General features: G+C 66.0%; 19 protein-coding genes. 13 read left to right on the forward strand and 6 right to left on the reverse strand.

The genetic code is table 11. The features are described 5' to 3' along the window. Positions 1 to 72: 72 nt before the first annotated feature. From J1N50_RS03570 to J1N50_RS03590, 5 genes are all read right to left on the reverse strand, one after another. On the reverse strand, positions 73 to 393 hold the full coding sequence (locus tag J1N50_RS03570; protein WP_215350408.1) for a hypothetical protein: 321 nt from the start codon (positions 391 to 393) through the stop codon (positions 73 to 75). A 45-nt stretch (positions 394 to 438) separates the two neighbouring features. After that, positions 439 to 1,179: an esterase/lipase family protein gene (locus tag J1N50_RS03575; RefSeq protein WP_215350409.1), complete on the reverse strand. Its 741-nt coding sequence runs from the start codon at positions 1,177 to 1,179 to the stop codon at positions 439 to 441. A gap of 68 nt (positions 1,180 to 1,247) precedes the next feature. Then, positions 1,248 to 2,423 (reverse strand): PQQ-dependent sugar dehydrogenase, encoded by a 1,176-nt coding sequence (locus J1N50_RS03580; RefSeq protein ID WP_215350410.1) that lies wholly within the window; start codon positions 2,421 to 2,423, stop codon positions 1,248 to 1,250. Positions 2,424 to 2,495: 72 nt separating this feature from the next. After that, complete coding sequence (locus tag J1N50_RS03585; protein WP_215350411.1) at positions 2,496 to 3,131, reverse strand: sigma-70 family RNA polymerase sigma factor; 636 nt, start codon at positions 3,129 to 3,131, stop codon at positions 2,496 to 2,498. Further along, positions 3,131 to 3,385: a hypothetical protein gene (locus tag J1N50_RS03590; RefSeq protein ID WP_215350412.1), complete on the reverse strand. Its 255-nt coding sequence runs from the start codon at positions 3,383 to 3,385 to the stop codon at positions 3,131 to 3,133. The genes J1N50_RS03585 and J1N50_RS03590 overlap by 1 nt, the downstream gene beginning before the upstream one ends. Before the next feature lie 143 nt (positions 3,386 to 3,528). Between J1N50_RS03590 and J1N50_RS03595 the strand changes: the two genes are divergently transcribed. Then, positions 3,529 to 3,942 (forward strand): BLUF domain-containing protein, encoded by a 414-nt coding sequence (locus J1N50_RS03595; protein ID WP_343227834.1) that lies wholly within the window; start codon positions 3,529 to 3,531, stop codon positions 3,940 to 3,942. A 144-nt stretch (positions 3,943 to 4,086) separates the two neighbouring features. Beyond that, a complete protein-coding gene (locus J1N50_RS03600; protein WP_215350413.1) occupies positions 4,087 to 4,641 on the forward strand; it encodes a sigma-70 family RNA polymerase sigma factor in 555 nt (184 codons plus the stop codon). A 43-nt stretch (positions 4,642 to 4,684) separates the two neighbouring features. Here the strand turns inward: J1N50_RS03600 and J1N50_RS03605 are convergent, their stop codons facing one another. Further along, positions 4,685 to 5,479 (reverse strand): response regulator, encoded by a 795-nt coding sequence (locus tag J1N50_RS03605; protein WP_215350414.1) that lies wholly within the window; start codon positions 5,477 to 5,479, stop codon positions 4,685 to 4,687. Between the two features lie 241 nt (positions 5,480 to 5,720). On the opposite strand from J1N50_RS03605, the gene J1N50_RS03610 reads away from it, so the two are divergent. From J1N50_RS03610 to J1N50_RS03660, 11 genes are all read left to right on the forward strand, one after another. Beyond that, positions 5,721 to 7,226 carry a sensor histidine kinase gene (locus J1N50_RS03610; protein ID WP_246553046.1) on the forward strand — a complete coding sequence of 502 codons (1,506 nt, stop codon included), beginning with the start codon at positions 5,721 to 5,723 and terminating at the stop codon, positions 7,224 to 7,226. Between the two features lie 60 nt (positions 7,227 to 7,286). Continuing rightward, on the forward strand, positions 7,287 to 8,537 hold the full coding sequence (locus J1N50_RS03615; RefSeq protein ID WP_215350416.1) for a putative DNA modification/repair radical SAM protein: 1,251 nt from the start codon (positions 7,287 to 7,289) through the stop codon (positions 8,535 to 8,537). An 11-nt stretch (positions 8,538 to 8,548) separates the two neighbouring features. Next, positions 8,549 to 9,961: a UdgX family uracil-DNA binding protein gene (locus tag J1N50_RS03620; RefSeq protein WP_246553049.1), complete on the forward strand. Its 1,413-nt coding sequence runs from the start codon at positions 8,549 to 8,551 to the stop codon at positions 9,959 to 9,961. After that, complete coding sequence (locus tag J1N50_RS03625; RefSeq protein ID WP_215350418.1) at positions 9,961 to 10,974, forward strand: ligase-associated DNA damage response exonuclease; 1,014 nt, start codon at positions 9,961 to 9,963, stop codon at positions 10,972 to 10,974. Before J1N50_RS03620 ends, J1N50_RS03625 begins: the two co-directional genes overlap by 1 nt. Further along, positions 10,971 to 12,617 (forward strand): cisplatin damage response ATP-dependent DNA ligase, encoded by a 1,647-nt coding sequence (locus tag J1N50_RS03630; protein WP_215350419.1) that lies wholly within the window; start codon positions 10,971 to 10,973, stop codon positions 12,615 to 12,617. Before J1N50_RS03625 ends, J1N50_RS03630 begins: the two co-directional genes overlap by 4 nt. Before the next feature lie 192 nt (positions 12,618 to 12,809). Further along, positions 12,810 to 13,424, forward strand: coding sequence for a superoxide dismutase (locus tag J1N50_RS03635; protein ID WP_215350420.1), 615 nt, complete (start codon positions 12,810 to 12,812; stop codon positions 13,422 to 13,424). Between the two features lie 192 nt (positions 13,425 to 13,616). Continuing rightward, positions 13,617 to 14,996, forward strand: coding sequence for an L-serine ammonia-lyase (locus J1N50_RS03640; protein ID WP_215350421.1), 1,380 nt, complete (start codon positions 13,617 to 13,619; stop codon positions 14,994 to 14,996). Positions 14,997 to 15,486: 490 nt separating this feature from the next. Further along, positions 15,487 to 16,599, forward strand: a complete 1,113-nt coding sequence (locus J1N50_RS03645; protein WP_215350422.1) for an S-(hydroxymethyl)glutathione dehydrogenase/class III alcohol dehydrogenase — start codon at positions 15,487 to 15,489, stop codon at positions 16,597 to 16,599. A gap of 142 nt (positions 16,600 to 16,741) precedes the next feature. Further along, the gene (gene purU, locus J1N50_RS03650; RefSeq protein ID WP_215350423.1) at positions 16,742 to 17,602 is read left to right on the forward strand and encodes a formyltetrahydrofolate deformylase; all 861 of its coding nucleotides are present in this window, start codon (positions 16,742 to 16,744) and stop codon (positions 17,600 to 17,602) included. 100 nt (positions 17,603 to 17,702) lie between these two features. Further along, positions 17,703 to 18,083, forward strand: coding sequence for a VOC family protein (locus tag J1N50_RS03655; protein ID WP_215350424.1), 381 nt, complete (start codon positions 17,703 to 17,705; stop codon positions 18,081 to 18,083). Positions 18,084 to 18,110: 27 nt separating this feature from the next. Next, positions 18,111 to 18,593 carry a prolyl-tRNA synthetase associated domain-containing protein gene (locus J1N50_RS03660; RefSeq protein ID WP_343227835.1) on the forward strand — a complete coding sequence of 161 codons (483 nt, stop codon included), beginning with the start codon at positions 18,111 to 18,113 and terminating at the stop codon, positions 18,591 to 18,593. Positions 18,594 to 18,653: the final 60 nt, after the last annotated feature.

The raw sequence follows: 18,653 nt of genomic DNA on the forward strand, positions 1-18,653 counted from the left end.
CATGGATCCTGAAACAAGTTCAGGATGACGATGCTGGAAATGTCGTGCTTCGCTCGAAACCCGCCGTTCGCTCTAGCGCTCGCTGATGATCCGCCGCCGTTCGATCCAGCCTTCGGCGCAGGTCGAGCCCGCACGCGCCGGGCGGCTGCCGATGCCGCCGCAGCTGTGGCGGCGGTCGGCGAAGCGGACGAACACCCATACGCCCTTGGCCGCGCAGAGAAAAACCGGCTGGCCCGGCTTTACCCGCGCGGTGCGACGGGCGCCGGGCGACGGGGCGAGCGACACCCAGATTCGCGTTTCGCGCGGATTGCCAGCGATCCTGCCGAGCGTACACGCCGACGCGGGGGCGCCCTGCATCATCAGGGCGATCGCGGCGGTTGTGATGGTCAGCATGGAATCATTGTCCTTCGAAGGGGGAAGACGCCGCCGCTTGCCCGATCAACCTATCTCTTCGGTTAACGCCTTGACGATAGCCGCCACAGAGGTCGGCGCATAGGCGAAGCCCATGTGGCCGCAATCGACCTCGACCTGCCGGTCGCTTTCGTGCGGCGCCCCGCGCGCGCTGTTCACCGCGATCACGCCGTCGTGCCGCGACCAGAGCGCGAAGGTCGGCATCGACGGGCGCGGGGCGGGGTGGAAGTCGATCGGCGGATTGTCGACCGGGTGGCGCGCGACGAGATGGTACAGCCGCCAGGCGCGGTTGGCGCGCCGGCTGCCCGAAAAGGGCGAGCCGAGCGTCACGACGCGTGCGACCTTGTCCGGATGATGCTTGGCATATTCGCGCGCATAGATGCCGCCGAGGCTCCAGCCGACGAGCGCGGGGGCATAGCCGGTGCGGTCGATGATCCACTGCACGCGGGTGTCGATGCGCTCGATGATGTCGGGGGTCGCGCCGCGATTGAAGCCGAGACCCCAGGCGTAGCAGCGGAAGCCCGCGCGGCGGAGGTCGCCGCGCAGCGCCTTGGTGGCCCAGTCGCCCGAAAGGAAACCGGGCAGCACCATCACCGGCGGATGGTCGCTGTCGGGATTGGGTTCGGGCGGCATCGGACGAATGCGCCCGCCGATAGCGCGCAGCAGCGCCCCGACCTCGCGCCACAGCAGCGAAAGCGGCGGCGGCGCGTCGGGATCGGGAATGCGCGCGGGCCATTCGGCGCGCCGGGTGAGGAAGCCGCGGATCATCGTGGGCGCCTATAGCAGATTTTGCGGGCGTGCGAAGGCAGGCGCATGGCGGGGCTTGGGTCCCAACCCTAGCCCTTCGGAACCAGTCGCAGCAGCTTGCCGCCCTCGCCGTCGGTGAGCAGCCAGACCGATCCGTCGTCGCGCACCTCGACCTCGCGGATACGGGCGCCGAAGTCCCAGCGGTCCGATTTACGAAGCGTGTCGCCGTCGACCTGCATCCGGATCAGCCCCTGACCCGACAAGGCGCCCATCAGCAGGCTGTTCTTCCAGCCCGGGTAGAGATCGCCGCCGTACCAGACGAGCCCGGCGGGCGAGACCGAGGGGTTCCACCATAGTTTCGGCGCGGCGAACTCGGGCCGCGCCGGGTGGTCCGGAATGTCGCGTCCGTCATAATGGTCGCCGTTCGAGACGATCGGATAGCCGTAATTCGCCTTCGCGTCGACCAGATTGACCTCGTCGCCGCCCTTCGGACCCATTTCCTGCTGCCAGAGCCTGCCGGAGCCGTCGAAGGCGAGGCCCAGGATGTTGCGGTGGCCGAGCGACCAGATTTGCGCGGCCACGCCGCCTTGCGCGGCAAAGGGATTGTCGGCTGGAACGCTGCCGTCGGGGTTCAGCCGGACGATCTTGCCGAGATTGGCCTTCATGTCCTGCGCGGGATCGAACTTCTGCCGCTCGCCCGAACCGATGAAGAGATATTGGCCGTCGGGCGAAAAGGCGAGGCGGTGCGAATAATGGCCGCGGCCGGTGACTTTGGGATCCTGTTTCCAGATGATCTGCAGTCCGTCGAGGCGCGGCGCGGCGCCCTGCACCAGTTTCGCGCGACCGACCACCGCGCCGGCGGTGCCGCCGTCGCCCGGCTCGGCCCAACTGAGATAGATCGTGCTGCTGGTCGCGAAGTCGGGCGCAAGGATCACGTCGCCGAGGCCGCCCTGTCCGCCATAGGCGACGGCGGGCACGCCCGCGACATCGAGCGTCGGTCCGTCCTCCTGCCAGAGTTTGAGCTTGCCCGACCGTTCGGTGATGAGCGCCTGACGGCCGCGCGGGAGGAAGGTCATCGCCCAGGGTTCGTTGAAGCGCGCGATCTCGCGCACCGCGAAGGGGGCGTCGGCGAGCGGGGTTGCGGGCTGCGCGCCCGACGCGTCGAGGCTGGCGCCGCCGGCGGGGGCGGCGTTGCTGGTCGTGCCCGCCGAACAGGCAGCGACGATCATCGCCGCAGAGAGGGCGGCGGCTGAGACTTTCTTCATGGATTTGCTCGCTTTGCTGGGGGGAGGCGGAACATCAACCTTGGCGCGCCCCGGCCGTGAAGTCGAGAGGGTTCAGCCGCCCGATGCCTCGCGGCGCGCGGTTATTTCCTCGACGCTGTCCATGATCGCGTCGATCGCCTCGCTTGCGGGCGGCGCGTCGGCGCGTTTCTGCGAGAATTGGCCGCTCGCCATGATCTCCTCAAGCGCCGACCGCGCGCGCGACACGCGGCTCTTCATCGTGCCGAGCGCGCAGTCGCAGATGCTCGCCGCCTCCTCATAGGACATGCCGCCGGCGCCCACGAGGATCAGCGCCTCGCGCTGGTCCTGCGGCAATTCCATCAGCGCGCGCTGCAGGTCGGTCATCTCGCCCGCGTCTTCCTGGCTGGCGGGGGTCGACAGCGTCCGCTCGACCGCGACTTCGTCATAGTCGCCGTGGAACTTGTTGCGGCGCATCTGCGACAGGAAGGTGTTGCGCAGGATAACGAAGGTCCACGCCTTGATCGAGGTGCCGCGCTCGAATCGGTCGCGCGACGCCCAGGCCTTGACCATGGTGTCCTGCGTGAGATCGTCCGCAAGGTCGGGGTTGCCCGACAGGCTGCGGCCATAGGCGCGCAAATGGGGAATGACGCCCGCGAGCAGCGCCTTGAACTCGCTGTCCGAAAGGGCGCTATTGTCCTGCGGCAGCGGCGCAGCGGTGGTTCGCGCCATTATTGTTCGGGGCTCTCGTGGTCGAGCTTGGCAAGCAGGTCGAGCATATCGGCGGGCAATTGTTCGGCGACGATATTGCCGTAGATCATGCGCAGCTTGGCGCTCACCGGCTCGGGCGACTGGCGGCCCGTCAGCGTACGGTGCCACTGATCGCTGCCGGTCCCGGGGAAGCTGCCGTTCGACCGGTGCGGTTCGTCCTGCCCGATGACAGGGCGGTCCTTTCCGTTGAACCTGTTGTTGCCGTGCGTAGCCATGCCGAAGCAACGAGGGAATGCCCCGCTGGTTCCCGCTTTGGTTGTTTTTTGCGACGAGCGCGTTGCCAAGAAGCAACACTGCCCTTATTCGGACGGGCGTGAGGGGTCACATCGTTCCCGGCCTGTGCCCGGGAAAAGGGAGCGTGACCACCTTGATTTCCGTGATTTACGTCAGCGTCGCCGATCCGTTGATCCGCGAAGAGGATATTGCCGCCATCCTGCTGAGCGCGCGGCGCAACAACAGGCGAGACGGACTCACCGGCGCGCTCATCTATAATGGCCACAATTTCATGCAGCTGCTCGAAGGTCCGGCGCGCGAGGTCGATGCGTGCCTTGATGCGATCCGGCGCGACGCGCGCCATAGCGGAATGGTCGAGGTGCGGCGCCGCGCGATCGACGTTCGCGAGTTCGCCGAATGGTCGATGCTCTATTGTCCGGGCTTCGAGGGACATGACGAGGATCTGGCCCGACTTGCCGCGAATCGCCGGCTCGACCCGCAGGACGAGCGGATGATGGCGAACTTTATTGCGCTGGGCCGCCGCCGCCCGACATCCTGACCGGCGGCGCTCTTGCATTGAAATTTCAAGGCGCTAAGCCTTGGGCAAGGTTCAGTCGAACCCGAGCATGTAAAAGGCCCTGTTATCAGCGACGTTACGCCTAGCCCCCTCGACGACGCCAGCTTCAAGCGGGAGCTGGCGGCGATGCTGCCGCATCTGCGCGCCTTCGGCCGCAGCCTGACGGGCAACGCCGACCTCGCCGACGATCTGGTGCAGGAGACGATGCTGAAGGCGTGGAAGGCCCGCGCGACCTACGTACCGGGGCCGTCGAGCATGAAGAGCTGGGCGTTCGTCATCCTGCGCAATTGCTTCCTGTCGCAGATGCGAAGGAAGAAATTCACCGCCGAATATGACGAACTCGCCGCCGAGCGGCTGCTCGTCGCGCCCGACGACCAGGATGACAGCCTGCACCTTGCCGACGTCCAGCGCGCGCTGATGATGCTGCCGGTCGACCAGCGCGAGGCGCTCATCCTGATCGGCGCGGGGCAGCTTTCCTATGAGGAAGGCGCGGAGATTTGCGGCTGTGCGGTGGGAACGATGAAGAGCCGCGTGTCGCGTGCGCGCACGGCGCTCCACGCGATCCTCGAGGGCGGCGACATGCCGCTGCGCAGCGACGATCCGCTGGCGCCGAGCCAGGCCTTTGCGTCCATCATGAGCGATATCGACCAGCTGACCGGCGGCGGGCCGTCGCCCGATTGAGCTGGTCCCGGCCGACGCCGGGAGACCGCGCTGCTTCGGGAAACTACGCCGCGAGCTGCGGGGTGAAGAGCAGGCTCTGGCTGATCGCCGCGCGCACGGTGTTCCGGCCGAAGGGCTTCGAAATCAAAAAGGTCGGCTCGACGCGGTGGCCGGTCAGCAGCTTTTCGGGAAAGGCGGTGATGAAGATCGCCGGCACCGGTGCGATCGCCAAAATATCCTGCACCGCATCGATCCCCGACGATCCGTCGGCGAGCTGGATGTCGGCGAGGACGAGCCCCGCGTCGCTGTTTTCGAACGCTGCGACCGCATCCTCGTGCGTCGTCGCGACACCCGCGACATCGTGGCCGAGGTCGCGGACGATCTGTTCGAGGTCCATCGCGATCAGCGGCTCGTCTTCGATGATCAGCACCGATGTGCGCGCCTCGCGGTCGACCTCGTCCACCGCCTCGGCGAGCAGCGTTTCGACCATCGCACTGTCGGCGCCGGTGATCGCCGCTGTTTCCTCGACCGAAAAGCCTTCGAGGGCGGTCAGCAGCAGCATCTGGCGGCTGAGCGGCGTGATACGCGCGAGGCGGCGGTTGGCGGCGCGAACGAGGGGGTTCTCGCCCTCGTCGCTGGCCTCGCCATCCTCGATGAAGGCGCTTTCCCAGATGCGGTGGAAATTGCGGTAGAGGTCGATGCGCGTGTCGCCCGAGACGCGGAACTCGTCGGGCGCGGCGACGATGACTTCGAGCGTCGTATGCACGAAATTGTCGCCATGCTGCTGGCTGCCCGTAAGCGCGCGCGCGTAGCGGCGCAGAAAGGGCAGGTGCCCGCGGATTTCGTCTCCCAGCGTCATGTCAATGCTCCCTCGTATCGCAACGAATACGCTTCGCTGCGCGGACGGGTTCCGCCGGTGGGATCCGAAAAGCGTCCCTTTTTGCTGCAACTTGTCGGTCGGGAATGCGTAGAGTCTGTCGGGCCGTGATGATATTTGCGTGTAAGCGACAGGAATTGCTCTACTTTCTTCGCGGTGCCGTGAGCACGCTTTTTGGGAACCCTTTTCTATGGCAGAGCGGCCTGGGGCCAATGTCGGTGCGATGGCTCCGCAAGCAACGGAGGGGCAGATCTTGGCGGACGGCGGCGAAGGCGACGCGGTGACGCGCGAGGCGTGGCGGCTCCAGACCCTTCGCGAATACCGACTGATGGATACCGCCCCGGAGGCGGCGTTCGACCGTGTGACGAAGCTCGTCGCGGACCTGTTCGATGCGCCGATCGCGCTTGTCACGCTGGTCGACGATTGCCGTCAGTGGTTCAAGTCCGCCCATGGGCTGACGATCAGCGAGACGCCGCGCGAGATCAGTTTCTGCCAATATGTGATCACCGACGACGCGCCGCTCGTTGTGACCGACACCGCGGCCGACCCGCGCTTTGTCGACAATCCGCTGGTGACCGGCGAGCCGTACATCCGCTTCTATGCCGGGGTGCCGCTGCGCGCGTACAACGGCATGGTGCTCGGAACGCTGTGCGTGATCGATCGCAAGATGCGGGGGACCTTTGACCGACGCGAGCTGGAGCGGCTTGAGGATTTCGCTGCGATCATCATGGCCGAGGCCGATCTGCGCCGTATCGTCGTCGAGCGCGACGACGCCCGCCGGACGCTGGAGCGCGCACTCGATTTTTCCGGCATCGCAAGCTGGCGATACGATGCGCGGATCGACGCGGTCACCTGGCGCGGGGCCGTCGCCGAACTCTGGGGCGCCGACTATGCCTCGGCCCTCACCAACCGGGAGGGCGTGTTCGCACGCATTCATCCGGAGGATCGCGCGCGCGTCGAGGTCGCGATCAACGAGGCGGTGGCGAGCGGCACGCCCTATGCGGTCGAGCATCGCATCGATCATCCCGAGCGCGGGGTCCGCTGGCTGGGAATCCGCGGCGACTGGGACGTGCGCGACGACGACGCTATCCTGACCGGCGTTTGCATCGATATCACCGAACAGAAGAGCCGGCAGGAAAATGCCACGCTGCTGATGCGCGAACTGCACCACCGGATGCGCAACCTGTTCGCGACGGTCGGCGCCATCATCTCGCTGACCCGCCACGCGGCGCGCGACGTCGACGATTATGTCGAGCGGATCAGCAGCCGGCTCGATGCGCTCAATCGCGCGCAGAATGTCTTGCTCGGCGCCAATTTCATGACCGGGTCGATGCACGCGCTGCTGCGCGAGGTCGAGGCAAGCTTTCCGCGCATCCGCTGGTCGGGCCCGGACCTTTTGCTGCCCGAAAATGCGCTCGTCGCGATGGCCCTGCTGTTCAACGAACTTGCGACCAATGCGGTGAAGCATGGTGCGCTGACCGGCGCGGACGGGCAGGTCGACGTCAACTGGTCGCAGGATCCCGAAGGCAGCGACCCGCGCCTGTTCCACCTGACCTGGGCCGAAAGCGGCGGCGCACTGACGGTCGCCGAGCCCGAACGGACCAGCTTCGGCACGTTGCTGATGGAGCGCAGCGTGAAGAATAATCTGGGCGGCACGATTGCGCGCGACTGGAAGCCTGACGGGCTGGTCGTCGACATCACCTTGCCCGCACGTTGGCGCGAGGCATAGGCGCAACCAGCGCGACCCGATCGATTTGTTCTTTCTATGTTCTCATGCTAGGCATGGGCCATGTCCGCGAAACCGATTCTCGAAAAGCTGGCGGTGCTGGCCGATGCGGCGAAATATGATGCGTCTTGCGCGTCGTCGGGGACGGTGCGGCGCGATTCGGTCGGCACGAAAGCGATCGGGTCGACCGAGGGCATGGGTATTTGCCACAGTTACGCCCCCGACGGGCGGTGCATTTCGCTGCTGAAAATCCTGCTTACGAACTTCTGCATTTACGACTGCCGTTTCTGCATCAACCGCGCCTCGAGCAATGTCGAGCGCGCACGCTTCAGCCCGGAGGAGGTCGTCCGGCTGACGCTCGATTTCTACAAGCGCAACTATATCGAAGGACTGTTCCTGTCGTCGGGGATCATCCGATCCGAAGATTATACGATGGAGCAACTCGTGGAAGTCGCGCGAATTTTGCGCGATGAGCATCGCTTCGGCGGCTACATCCATCTGAAGACGATCGCGGGCGCCGATCCCGGCCTGATCGCCATGGCGGGGCTCTATGCCGATCGCCTGTCGACCAATGTCGAACTCCCGACCGAGGAGGGGCTGTCGAGCTTCGCGCCCGAGAAAAAGCCCGAGACGATCCGCAAGACGATGGCGTCGGTGCGCGTCGGCGCGGATGCGGCGATCGAGGCGGCGAAGAACCGGCTGATCGGCAAGGCGAAGCCGCCGCGTTTCGCGCCCGCGGGGCAGTCGACGCAAATGATCGTCGGCGCCGACGCGGCGCGGGACGACGATATATTGAAGACCGCGACGAACCTCTATTCGGGCTACCGGCTCCGCCGCGTCTATTATTCGGCTTACAGTCCGATCCCCGATGCGAGCCAAGATCTGCCGCCCGTCCGGCCGCCGCTGATGCGCGAGCACCGGCTGTATCAGGCCGACTGGTTGCTGCGTTTCTACGGGTTCGAGCGTGCCGAGATCATGCAGGGCGCGCGCGGCGGGATGCTCGATCTCGCGATCGATCCCAAGCTGGCGTGGGCGCTCCAGCGGCGCGAGGCGTTTCCGGTCGATATCAACCGCGCGCCGCGCGAAGTGTTGCTGCGCGTGCCGGGGCTGGGGACGCGCGCCGTCGACCGCATCGTCGCGGCGCGGCGGCTGGGCAAGCTCAGGCTCGGCGACCTCGCGAAGCTGACCGCATCGGTGAAGAAGGTCCTGCCCTTCATCGTGACGCCCGACTGGCGGCCGGGCAAGCTCACCGACAGCGCCGACCTGCGCGCCCGCTTCGCGCCGCCCGCGGAGCAGCTGGCGCTCGCGCTTTGAGAGAGATTGTTTTGAACACGCCCGGCGATTTTGCCGAGTGGCGGAGCGCCGCAAGAAGCCTGCTCACGGGCGGCGTCGCACCCGAGGAGGTGAGCTGGCGCGGTAGCGCCGAAGGCGCATCCTTGTTCGGTGACACGGCGGTGGTAGCGCCAGCGGGCGCGGTGTCGCTGCCGCGCGAACTGCTCGAGGTCGCCGAGCGCGTCATCTGCCATCGCGACCCGGAAACGCCCGCGCGGCTTTATCGCATCATCTGGCGCGCGGCGCGAGACCGCCAGTTGCTCGCGCGAACGACCGATTCCGAAATCGACTGGCTGCGCAAAGCCGACAAGGCGATCCGCCGCGACGTTCACAAGATGCACGCATTTGTCCGTTTCCGCCGGCTCGGCGAGGAGGCGGGGCGCGAAAGTTTCGCGGCATGGTTCGAGCCGACGCATCGCGTCCTCCGGCTGACCGCGCCATTCTTTCGGCGGCGCTTTTACGGCATGGACTGGGCGATCGTCACCCCAGACGCGCGCGCGATCTGGCAGGATGAAACGCTGACTTACGGCCCCGGCGGGACGAAGGACGAGGTGCCGGGCAGCGACGTGGTCGAGGACCAGTGGCGCACCTATTATGGCGCGATCTTCAACCCCGCGCGGGTCAAGATCGACGCAATGCGCGCCGAAATGCCGAAGAAATATTGGAAGAACCTGTCCGAGGCGCAGGACATCGCGCCCTTGCTTGCGGGCGCCGAGGCACGGGTGGAACGCATGCGCGAAGCGGCCGTTTCCCTGGCGAACCCCTTGACCGACAAATGGCGGACGCGCGTGCCCGAAGACTTGCTCCTCGATGACGATGTGAAGACGCTGCTGGACGTCGCGCGCGCGGTCGATCGCTGCACGCGCTGCCCGCTCTCTTGCAACGCGACGCAAGGCGTGGCGGGCGAGGGGCCCGAGCGCGCACGGATCATGCTCGTCGGCGAGCAGCCGGGCGACCGGGAGGATTTGCAGGGGCGGCCGTTCGTCGGGCCGGCGGGGCAGGTGCTGAGCGAGGCGCTCGAAGAGGCGGGGCTCGACCGGACGCGGCTGTTCCTCACCAACGCGGTCAAGCATTTCAAGTTCGAGCCGCGCGGCAAAAGGCGGCTTCACCAGAATCCGACTGCGGCCGAGATCGACATCTGCCGCTGGTGGCTCGACAAGGAGCGCGCGCTGGTGCAGCCCGACCTGATCGTTACGCTGGGCGCGAGCGCGCTACGCGGGGTGACGGGCAAGAGCGCAAGCATCACGTCGATGCGCGGCGCGGTACACGAGCTGGAGGGGGGCACGAAATTGCTCGCGACGATCCATCCGTCCTTCCTGCTGCGCTTGCCTGACCGCGAGCGAGCCGCGAAAGAGCGCGCGCTGTTCGTCGCCGACCTTGCGCTCGCCCGGAAACTCGCCGCCTGATGGCGAAGGCCGGGACCTGGATCGAGCCGCACCCGCACGGCATCTATGTGAGGCCCGCGGACCTGTGGATCGACCCCTCGCGCCCCGTCCCGCGCGCCGCGGTGACGCACGGCCATGCCGACCATGCGCGCAGCGGGCATGGCGCGGTGTTTGCGACGCCCGAAACGCTCGCGATCATGGCGCTGCGTTACGGCGTCGATGCCGGGGCGAGCGATAACGCCGCCTTTGCCTATGGCGACGGGTTCGAGCGCGGCGGGGTGCGTTTCAGCGTCCACCCGGCGGGCCATGTGCTCGGGAGCGCGCAGATATTGATGGAATATCGGGGCGAGCGGATCGTCGTTACCGGCGACTACAAGCGCCGCGCCGACCCGACTTGCGCGCGGTTCGAGGTGGTGCCGTGCGACATCTTCGTCACCGAGGCGACCTTCGGCCTGCCGGTGTTCCGGCATCCGCCGACCAGCGACGAGATCGCCAAGCTGATCGGCGCGGTGCGCGCCGAGCCCGAGCGCTCGGTGCTCGTCGGCGCCTATGCGCTGGGCAAGGCGCAGCGGGTGATCGCCGAGCTGCGCGGCGCGGGCTGGGATGCGCCGATCTATATCCACGGCGCGCTTGAAAAGATGTGCCAGCTTTATGCCGTGCATGGCGTCGACCTGGGCGAGTTGCGGCTGGTGAGCGAGGCCGACAAGGCCGAGATGGCGGGGCAGATCGTGCTCGCACCGCCCTCGGCGCTCAACGACCGCTGGTCGCGGCGGCTACCCGACCCGGTCACGGCGATGGCGTCGGGCTGGATGCGCGTGCGTCAGCGCGCGCGACAGCGGATGATCGAACTGCCGCTGGTGATCTCGGACCATGCCGACTGGGACGAACTGACGACGACGATTTCCGAGGTGAACCCGAAGGAAAGCTGGATCACCCATGGCAGCGAGGACGGACTGCTGCGCTGGTGCGAGCTCACGCAGCGCAAGGCGCGCGCGCTGCACCTGGTCGGGCGCGATCTGGAGGAGGAGGCGTGAAGCGCTTCGCAGCCCTGATCGACCGGCTGATCTACACGCGCTCGCGCAATTCGAAGCTCGCGCTGATCGTCAATTATCTGCGGCATACGCCCGACCCCGATCGCGGCTGGGCGATCGCCGCGCTGACCGAAAGCCTCGACTTTCCGGCGGTGAAGGCGGGGACGGTGCGGACCCTGCTCGCGACGCGGGTAGATGAGGAATTGTTCCGCCTGTCGCGGCATTTCGTCGGCGATACGGCGGAGACGGCGGCGCTGCTGTGGCCGGAAAAGCCCCTCCCCTTCAGGGGAGGGGTTGGGGTGGGGCATGTCGAGGGCGCGCAACCGCAACAGGCCCCACCCCGACCCTCCCCTAAAGGGGAGGGAGAATTGACCGTCTCCGAAGCCGTCGACGCCCTCTCGTCCGCCACGCGCAGCGATGCGCCTGCGGTCGTCGCGTCGCTGCTCGACCGGCTCGACGCCGACGGGCGTTATGCGTTGCTCAAGCTCGCGCTCGGCGGGATGCGTGTCGGGGTGTCGGCGCGGCTTGCGAAACAGGCGTTCGCGCAGGCGTTCGACGTGCCGGTCGACGATGTCGAGGAGCTGTGGCACGCGATTCCGCCGCCCTATGCACCGCTCTTCGCGTGGGGCGAGGGGAGGGGGGAGCGACCCGACCTTGCCGACGTCGCTTTCTTCCGCCCCTTCATGCTCGCGCATCCGCTGGAGGAGGACAGCGTCGACCTCGCCGACTATGCCGCCGAGTGGAAGTGGGACGGCATCCGCGTCCAGATCGTGCGCGGGGGTAGCGAGACGCGCATCTACAGCCGCGGCGGCGAAGAGATCAGCGGGGCATTTCCCGAACTGGTCGCGGCCTTCGACCAGGAGGCGGTGATCGACGGCGAACTGCTCGTGCGCGGTGAGGTACAGGGCGGCGAGGCCGCCAGCTTCAACGCGCTCCAGCAGCGGCTGGGGCGCAAGACGGTATCGAAGAAAATGCTCGCCGACTATCCGGCGTTCGTGCGCGTCTATGACCTCCTCGCCGTGGATGGAAACGATCTTCGATCGCTGCCATGGACCGAGCGGCGGCGGCAATTGGAGGCTTTCGTGCCACGTCTCGCCGCCAGCCATTTCGACCTGTCGCAGGTCATCGACGCGAGCGATTTCGACGACCTCGCCGAACGCCGCGCCGGCGCGCGCGATGCGGCGATCGAGGGGGTGATGCTCAAGCGCCGCGATGCCCCTTATGTCGCCGGGCGCCGCGCGGGGCTCTGGTACAAATGGAAGCGCGACCCGCTGACCGCCGACTGCGTGATGATGTATGCGCAGCGCGGCAACGGCCGCCGCGCGAGCTTCTATTCGGACTATACCTTCGGATGCTGGTCCGACGCGGGAGAGTTGCTACCGGTTGGGAAGGCCTATTCGGGCTTCACCGACGAGGAATTGAAGTGGCTCGACAAGTTCGTGCGCGACAACACGCTCAATCGCTTCGGCCCCGTGCGCGAGGTCGAGAAATCGCTGGTGCTCGAAGTCGCGTTCGATTCGATCCACGCGTCGAAGCGCCACAAGTCGGGGCTCGCGATGCGCTTCCCGCGCATTTCGCGGATCCGCCGCGACAAGCCTGCGGAGGAGGCCGACCGGATCGCGAGCTTGCAGGCGATGGTGACCTGATTGCCCTTCGTCATTGCGAGAGGAGCGAAGCAATCTCCAGCCACCGGCGCGGCGCGGCGTCGATGGCTGGAGATTGCTTCGTCGCTTCGCTCCTCGCAATGACGGGCGTTGCGGAAAAATTCCCCGTCACAGGGTTGCAACTCGCGGGCTCGATACCGAGTTAGACCCCCGACACCAAAAAAGGAGACTGCCATGACCATCGCTTTCCCCCCGCTGCCCTACGCACAGGATGCGCTCGAGCCGCATATCTCGGCCGACACGCTCGCGACGCATCATGGCAAGCATCACAAGGCCTATGTCGACAAGGTCAATGCCGCGATCGAAGGCACCGAACTCGCCGGCAAGAGCCTTGAGGAAATTGTCCATCACGCAGAAGGATCGGGCAACAAGGGTCTGTTCAACAACAGCGCCCAGTCATGGAACCACGCTTTCTACTGGAACAGCCTGTCGCCGACCAGGACCGCACCCGCTGGCGATCTCGCCGCCGCGATCGATCGCGATTTCGGCTCGCTCGACGAGCTCAAGAAGAAGCTCAAGGACACCGCGGTTAACCATTTCGCCTCGGGCTGGGCCTGGCTGGTCGCCAAGGACGGCAAGCTGTCGGTCACCGACACCCACGATGCGGGCACCGAACTGACCGCGGGCATCAAGCCGCTGCTGGTGATCGACGTGTGGGAGCATGCCTATTACATCGACCGCAAGAATCTGCGCCCGGCCTATGTCGACGCGGTGGTCGACGACCTGCTGAACTGGGATTTCGCGGCGGAGAATTTCGCGCGCGAGGGCACCTGGACTTATCCGGCGTAATTTGCCCATGAAGAAGATCGTGTGTCCCCGCGAAGGGTGTTGGGAGTCACGTGACTCCCAACACGACCCATCTCCTGTGGGCTCCAAATAGCGCGGACCGATGATGGGCCCCTGCCTTCGCGGGGGAACACAGATTTTTGGCGGCAGCTTTGGCCGCTATCGTCACGCTGTCTCCTCGCCTATAGGCGCGCCATGACGATCAGCCTGTTCGAACTCTTCAAAATCGGTGTCGGTCCCTCCAGCTCGCATACGGTGGGGCCGATGGTCGCCGCGCGGCGCTTCACCGTGTGGCTCGACGAGCAGGCGCTGCTGACGCGGACCGTGCATGTCGAGGCCGACCTTTACGGATCGCTCGCGCTGACCGGCAAGGGCCACGCCGCCGACACCGCGATTGTCGCGGGCCTCGCCGGCGAAATCCCCGCGTCGACCAGCCTCGCCGCGATCAAGGCGCATTGGGACCGCGCCGAGAGCGAAGGCTTCCTCTATCTGCTAGGCCGCCAGCGGGTGCGCTTCCAGCCGGCGCGCGACCTGCATTTCCAGATGCGCCAGCGCCAGCCGTTCCACAGCAATGCGCTGAGCTTCACCGCGCGCGGCGGCGACGGCGAGATTTTGGCGAAGCGGATGTATTTCTCGATCGGCGGCGGCTTCGTCGTCGACGAGGACGAGGCGGGGCGCAACAGCCGCGGCGCGGAGGATGAGGTCGAATTGCCTTTCGCCTTCACCTCGGGCGCCGACCTGCTGAGCATGGGCGCGGCGTCGGGCAAGAGCTTTGCCGAAATGATGCTCGACAACGAACTCGTCCACCGCAGCCTTGACGAGGTGAACGCCGGGCTCGACGCGATCGCGGGCGCGATGGATGCGTCGATCGACGCGGGCTGCTGCAGCACCGGAATTTTGCCCGGCGGCCTCAAGGTCAAGCGCCGCGCGCCCCAGATCGCCGCCGACATCCGCGAACGGCACGAGGCGAATCTGTCCGATCCGATGGCGATGATGGACTGGATCAACCTGTGGGCGATGGCGGTGAACGAGGAAAATGCCGCGGGCGGCAAGGTCGTCACCGCACCGACCAACGGCGCGGCGGGGATAATCCCCGCGGTGATCCGCTATTATCGGCGCAGCTATCGCGGCGACGCGGCGGGGGTGCGGACCTTCCTGCTCGCCGCGGGCGCGGTCGGCGCGCTCTACAAGCGCAACGCCAGCATCTCGGGCGCCGAGGTCGGCTGCCAGGGCGAAGTCGGCGTGGCCTGTTCGATGGCGGCGGCAGGGCTGACCGCGGCGCTCGGCGGCACCAACGCGCAGGTCGAAAATGCCGCCGAGATCGGCATGGAGCATAATCTCGGCCTTACCTGCGATCCGATCGGCGGCCTCGTGCAGATCCCGTGCATCGAGCGCAACGCGATGGGCGCGATCAAGGCGATCGACGCGAGCCGCATCGCAATGATCGGCGACGGCACGCACGTCGTCAGCCTCGACACGGTGATCGCGACGATGCTGCAGACGGGCCGCGACATGCGCGACAAATATAAGGAAACGTCGAAGGGCGGGCTGGCGGTCAGTGTGGTGGAGTGTTGAGCTCCTCTTCATCGTCATCCCGGACCCTTCGACAGGATCAGGACAGGCTTGATCCGGTATCCACGGCGGCGCTGAAGTCATGGACCCCGGATCAGGTCCGGGGCGACGGTGGGCGCATGCAATTTTTTCCCTCGTCACCCAGAACTCGTTTCAGGGTCCATGGCATGACCTGTCCTTAGGCGCTGCATTCTTTTGTTTCGCGCAAAGGCGCAAAGACACAAAGAAGAAGACTTGGGCCGAGAGGCCCATTTCCCCATCAAAGGCGCGCCTGGACGCACGGTCGTAATGGAACGCCGCTTCGCGGCTGACGCGACATCTTCGTGCCTTTGTGTCTTTGTGTGAGAAAATAACTGGCGCCGCCTTGACCGGATCGCGCCGGGCCATGGATGCTGAAACGAGTTCAGCATGACGAAGGTTGGGAACGCGACCCTCGCATCTTGCATTGCCGCCGCATTTGCCCGATTGGAGCGCCCGAGAAGGAGACCCACCCATGAAGACCCGCGCCGCCGTTGCGTTCGAAGCGAAGAAGCCGCTCGAAATCGTCGAACTCGATCTGGAAGGCCCGAAGGCGGGCGAGGTGCTGGTCGAGATCATGGCGACGGGCATCTGTCATACCGACGCGTACACGCTCGACGGCTTCGACAGCGAAGGCATCTTCCCGAGCGTGCTGGGGCATGAGGGCGCAGGGATCGTGCGCGAGGTCGGTGCGGGCGTGACCAGCGTGAAGCCCGGCGACCATGTGATCCCGCTCTACACCCCCGAATGCCGCCAGTGCAAAAGCTGCCTGTCGGGCAAGACGAACCTCTGCACCGCGATCCGCGCCACCCAAGGAAAGGGGCTGATGCCCGACGGCACGACGCGGTTCAGCTACAAGGGTCAGCCGATCTTCCATTATATGGGCTGCTCGACCTTTTCGAACTTCACCGTGCTGCCCGAGATCGCGGTCGCGAAGATCCGCGAGGACGCGCCGTTCCAGTCGAGCTGCTACATCGGCTGCGGCGTCACCACCGGGGTCGGTGCCGTCATCAACACCGCGAAGGTGCAGGTCGGCGACAATGTCGTCGTCTTCGGACTCGGCGGCATCGGGCTCAACGTGATCCAGGGTGCGCGGCTTGCCGGTGCGAACCAGATTATCGGCGTCGACATCAATCCGGACCGCGAGGAATGGGGCCGCAAGTTCGGCATGACCGACTTCCTCAATTCGAAGGGTATGAGCCGCGAGGAGGTCGTCGCCGCGATCGTCGCGATGACCGACGGCGGCGCCGACTACACCTTCGACGCGACGGGCAATACCGAGGTGATGCGCATCGCACTCGAAGCCTGCCACCGCGGCTGGGGCACCTCGATCATCATCGGCGTCGCCGAGGCGGGCAAGGAAATCGCGACGCGGCCCTTTCAGCTCGTCACCGGGCGCAACTGGCGCGGCACCGCGTTCGGCGGCGCGAAGGGGCGTACCGATGTGCCGAAGATCGTCGACATGTACATGACCGGCAAGATCGAGATCGACCCGATGATCACCCATGTCATGGGCCTCGAAGACATCAACAAGGGGTTCGACCTGATGCACGCGGGTGAGAGCATCCGCAGCGTGGTGGTTTATTGAAGCGCGCCGGAGCGGCCATAAGCTGGTGTGTCCCCGCGAAGGCGGGGACCCATCTCCGAATGGTACCAAATGGCACGGGCGGATGATGGACCCCCGCCTTCGCGGGGGCACACGGCATTATTGAGCGAAGGGAGCGCATGTTTTGACCGGACCTTATGTCCTGACGTTCAGCTGTGTCGATGCGGTGGGCATCGTGGCCGCCGTGACGGGGCTGCTCGCGGAGCGCGACGGCTTCATCCTCGACAGCCAGCAATATGCCGATCTCGATTCGGGGCGCTTTTTCATGCGCGTCGAGTTTCGCGGCGCGGGGCCGCGCTTCCCCGAAGGCTTCGCGGGCGTGCAGGACGCCTTTGCGCCGATCGTCGAGCGCTTCGGCATGGACGCGCGGATCAGCGATGGCGCGGTCAAGCCGCGGTTCGTGATCGCGGTGTCGCAGGGCAGCCACTGCCTGAACGACCTGCTCCACCGCTGGTCGACCGGCAATCTCGCGATCGACATCGTCGGCGTGGTATCGAACCACGAACATCTGCGCCGCCTGTCCGAATGGCACGGCGTGCCTTTCCACTATTTCCCGGTTAGCGATGCGAACCGGGCGCAACAGGAAGCCGCGATCCTCGACGTCATGGCGCGCGGCGGCGCCGAATATCTGGTGCTCGCGCGCTATATGCAGGTGTTGTCGCAGGATCTGTCGATGAAACTTGCGGGACGCTGCATCAACATCCACCACAGCTTCCTGCCCGGTTTCAAGGGCGCGAAACCCTATCACCGCGCGCAGGAGCGCGGGGTCAAGCTGATCGGCGCGACCGCGCATTTCGTGACGAGCGATCTCGACGAAGGGCCGATCATCGAGCAGGCGGTCGAGCGCGTCGACCACCGCGACGGGGTCGACGAGCTGATCCGCATCGGCCGCGACGTCGAGGCGCAGGTGCTGGCGCGCGCGGTGCGCTGGGTCGCCGAGCAGCGTGTGCTGATCGACGGGCGCAAGACGGTGGTATTTCGATAGTTCGTCATTTTCGGTGAATGCAAGGCATCATCGTGGCTGGCCCTGACCCGCCGGGCGGGGTAGGTATCGAATCGCAACCAAAGTCAGGAGGAGCAAAGGCGTGTACAGTCACAATATGGTCGGTTCGAACGATATCGAGGCGTCGAAGAAATTCTATGACGCGACCTTTCAGGCGATCGGCGGCAAGCCGGGGATCGTCGATGACAAGGGCCGCCTGATCTATATGCACAACGGCGGCCTGTTCCTCGTCACCAAGCCGATTGACGGAGAACCGGCGACCGCCGGCAACGGCTGCACGATCGGCTTTGCCATGGATGGGCCCGAGCAGGCCAAGGCCTGGCACGACGCCGGCGTCGCCGCGGGCGGCACCTCGATCGAAGATCCGCCGGGCGTACGCGAAGGCGGTTTCGGCCAGCTCTACCTTGCTTATCTGCGCGATCCGTCGGGCAACAAGCTTTGCGCGCTGCACCGCGTCGTCTGAAGATTGGTGATGCGTGGCGAGGCGGGATTGCTGGACGATTTGAATGCGCTCGCAATCCCCTTCGCAGCCTATGAGCATGTCGCGGTGTTCACCGTCGCCGAGAGCGATGCGGTGAATGCCGCGATACCGGGCGCGCATACCAAGAACCTGTTTCTGAAGGATAATGGCGGCGCATTCTGGCTCGTCACCGTGCCGTCGGAAGCGCGCGTCGACCTCAAGGCCTTGCCCGCCGCGATCGGCAGCAAGCGCGTGAGCTTCGGCAAGGCCGAGGATATGGCGCGCTTGCTCGGCATCGCGCCGGGGTCGGTCACGCCGCTCGCCGCTATCAATGCCGAACCGGGCGCAATCGCGGTGGTCCTCGATGAAGGGCTGGCCGCGCGCGAAACCGTGAACGTCCACCCGCTGCGCAATACGGGCACGCTCGGGCTTTCGGGGAATGCGATCCTTAGGCTGCTGCGCCACTGGGGCCATGCCCCGCTCGTAACAGCGATCCCCGTTCAGGCCGCGTAGAGTGCGTTCGGTTTTGATTGAATCAAAACCGGCACTCCAGATTCTTGTTTTGCCGTGTTT

The organism is Sphingopyxis soli (genome assembly GCF_018682675.1).
GTDB lineage: Bacteria > Pseudomonadota > Alphaproteobacteria > Sphingomonadales > Sphingomonadaceae > Sphingopyxis > Sphingopyxis soli.

What these genes read in the sequence shown, in the direction of transcription:
- J1N50_RS03570 (WP_215350408.1), bottom strand. Translation starts at nt 393, where the DNA reads ATGCTGACCATCACAACCGCCGCGATCGCCCTGATGATGCAGGGCGCC.
- J1N50_RS03575 (WP_215350409.1), bottom strand. Translation starts at nt 1,179, where the DNA reads ATGATCCGCGGCTTCCTCACCCGGCGCGCCGAATGGCCCGCGCGCATT.
- J1N50_RS03580 (WP_215350410.1), bottom strand. Translation starts at nt 2,423, where the DNA reads ATGAAGAAAGTCTCAGCCGCCGCCCTCTCTGCGGCGATGATCGTCGCT.
- J1N50_RS03585 (WP_215350411.1), bottom strand. Translation starts at nt 3,131, where the DNA reads ATGGCGCGAACCACCGCTGCGCCGCTGCCGCAGGACAATAGCGCCCTT.
- J1N50_RS03590 (WP_215350412.1), bottom strand. Translation starts at nt 3,385, where the DNA reads ATGGCTACGCACGGCAACAACAGGTTCAACGGAAAGGACCGCCCTGTC.
- J1N50_RS03600 (WP_215350413.1), top strand. Translation starts at nt 4,087, where the DNA reads ATGCTGCCGCATCTGCGCGCCTTCGGCCGCAGCCTGACGGGCAACGCC.
- J1N50_RS03605 (WP_215350414.1), bottom strand. Translation starts at nt 5,479, where the DNA reads ATGACGCTGGGAGACGAAATCCGCGGGCACCTGCCCTTTCTGCGCCGC.
- J1N50_RS03610 (WP_246553046.1), top strand. Translation starts at nt 5,721, where the DNA reads ATGGCTCCGCAAGCAACGGAGGGGCAGATCTTGGCGGACGGCGGCGAA.
- J1N50_RS03615 (WP_215350416.1), top strand. Translation starts at nt 7,287, where the DNA reads ATGTCCGCGAAACCGATTCTCGAAAAGCTGGCGGTGCTGGCCGATGCG.
- J1N50_RS03625 (WP_215350418.1), top strand. Translation starts at nt 9,961, where the DNA reads ATGGCGAAGGCCGGGACCTGGATCGAGCCGCACCCGCACGGCATCTAT.
- J1N50_RS03635 (WP_215350420.1), top strand. Translation starts at nt 12,810, where the DNA reads ATGACCATCGCTTTCCCCCCGCTGCCCTACGCACAGGATGCGCTCGAG.
- J1N50_RS03640 (WP_215350421.1), top strand. Translation starts at nt 13,617, where the DNA reads ATGACGATCAGCCTGTTCGAACTCTTCAAAATCGGTGTCGGTCCCTCC.
- J1N50_RS03645 (WP_215350422.1), top strand. Translation starts at nt 15,487, where the DNA reads ATGAAGACCCGCGCCGCCGTTGCGTTCGAAGCGAAGAAGCCGCTCGAA.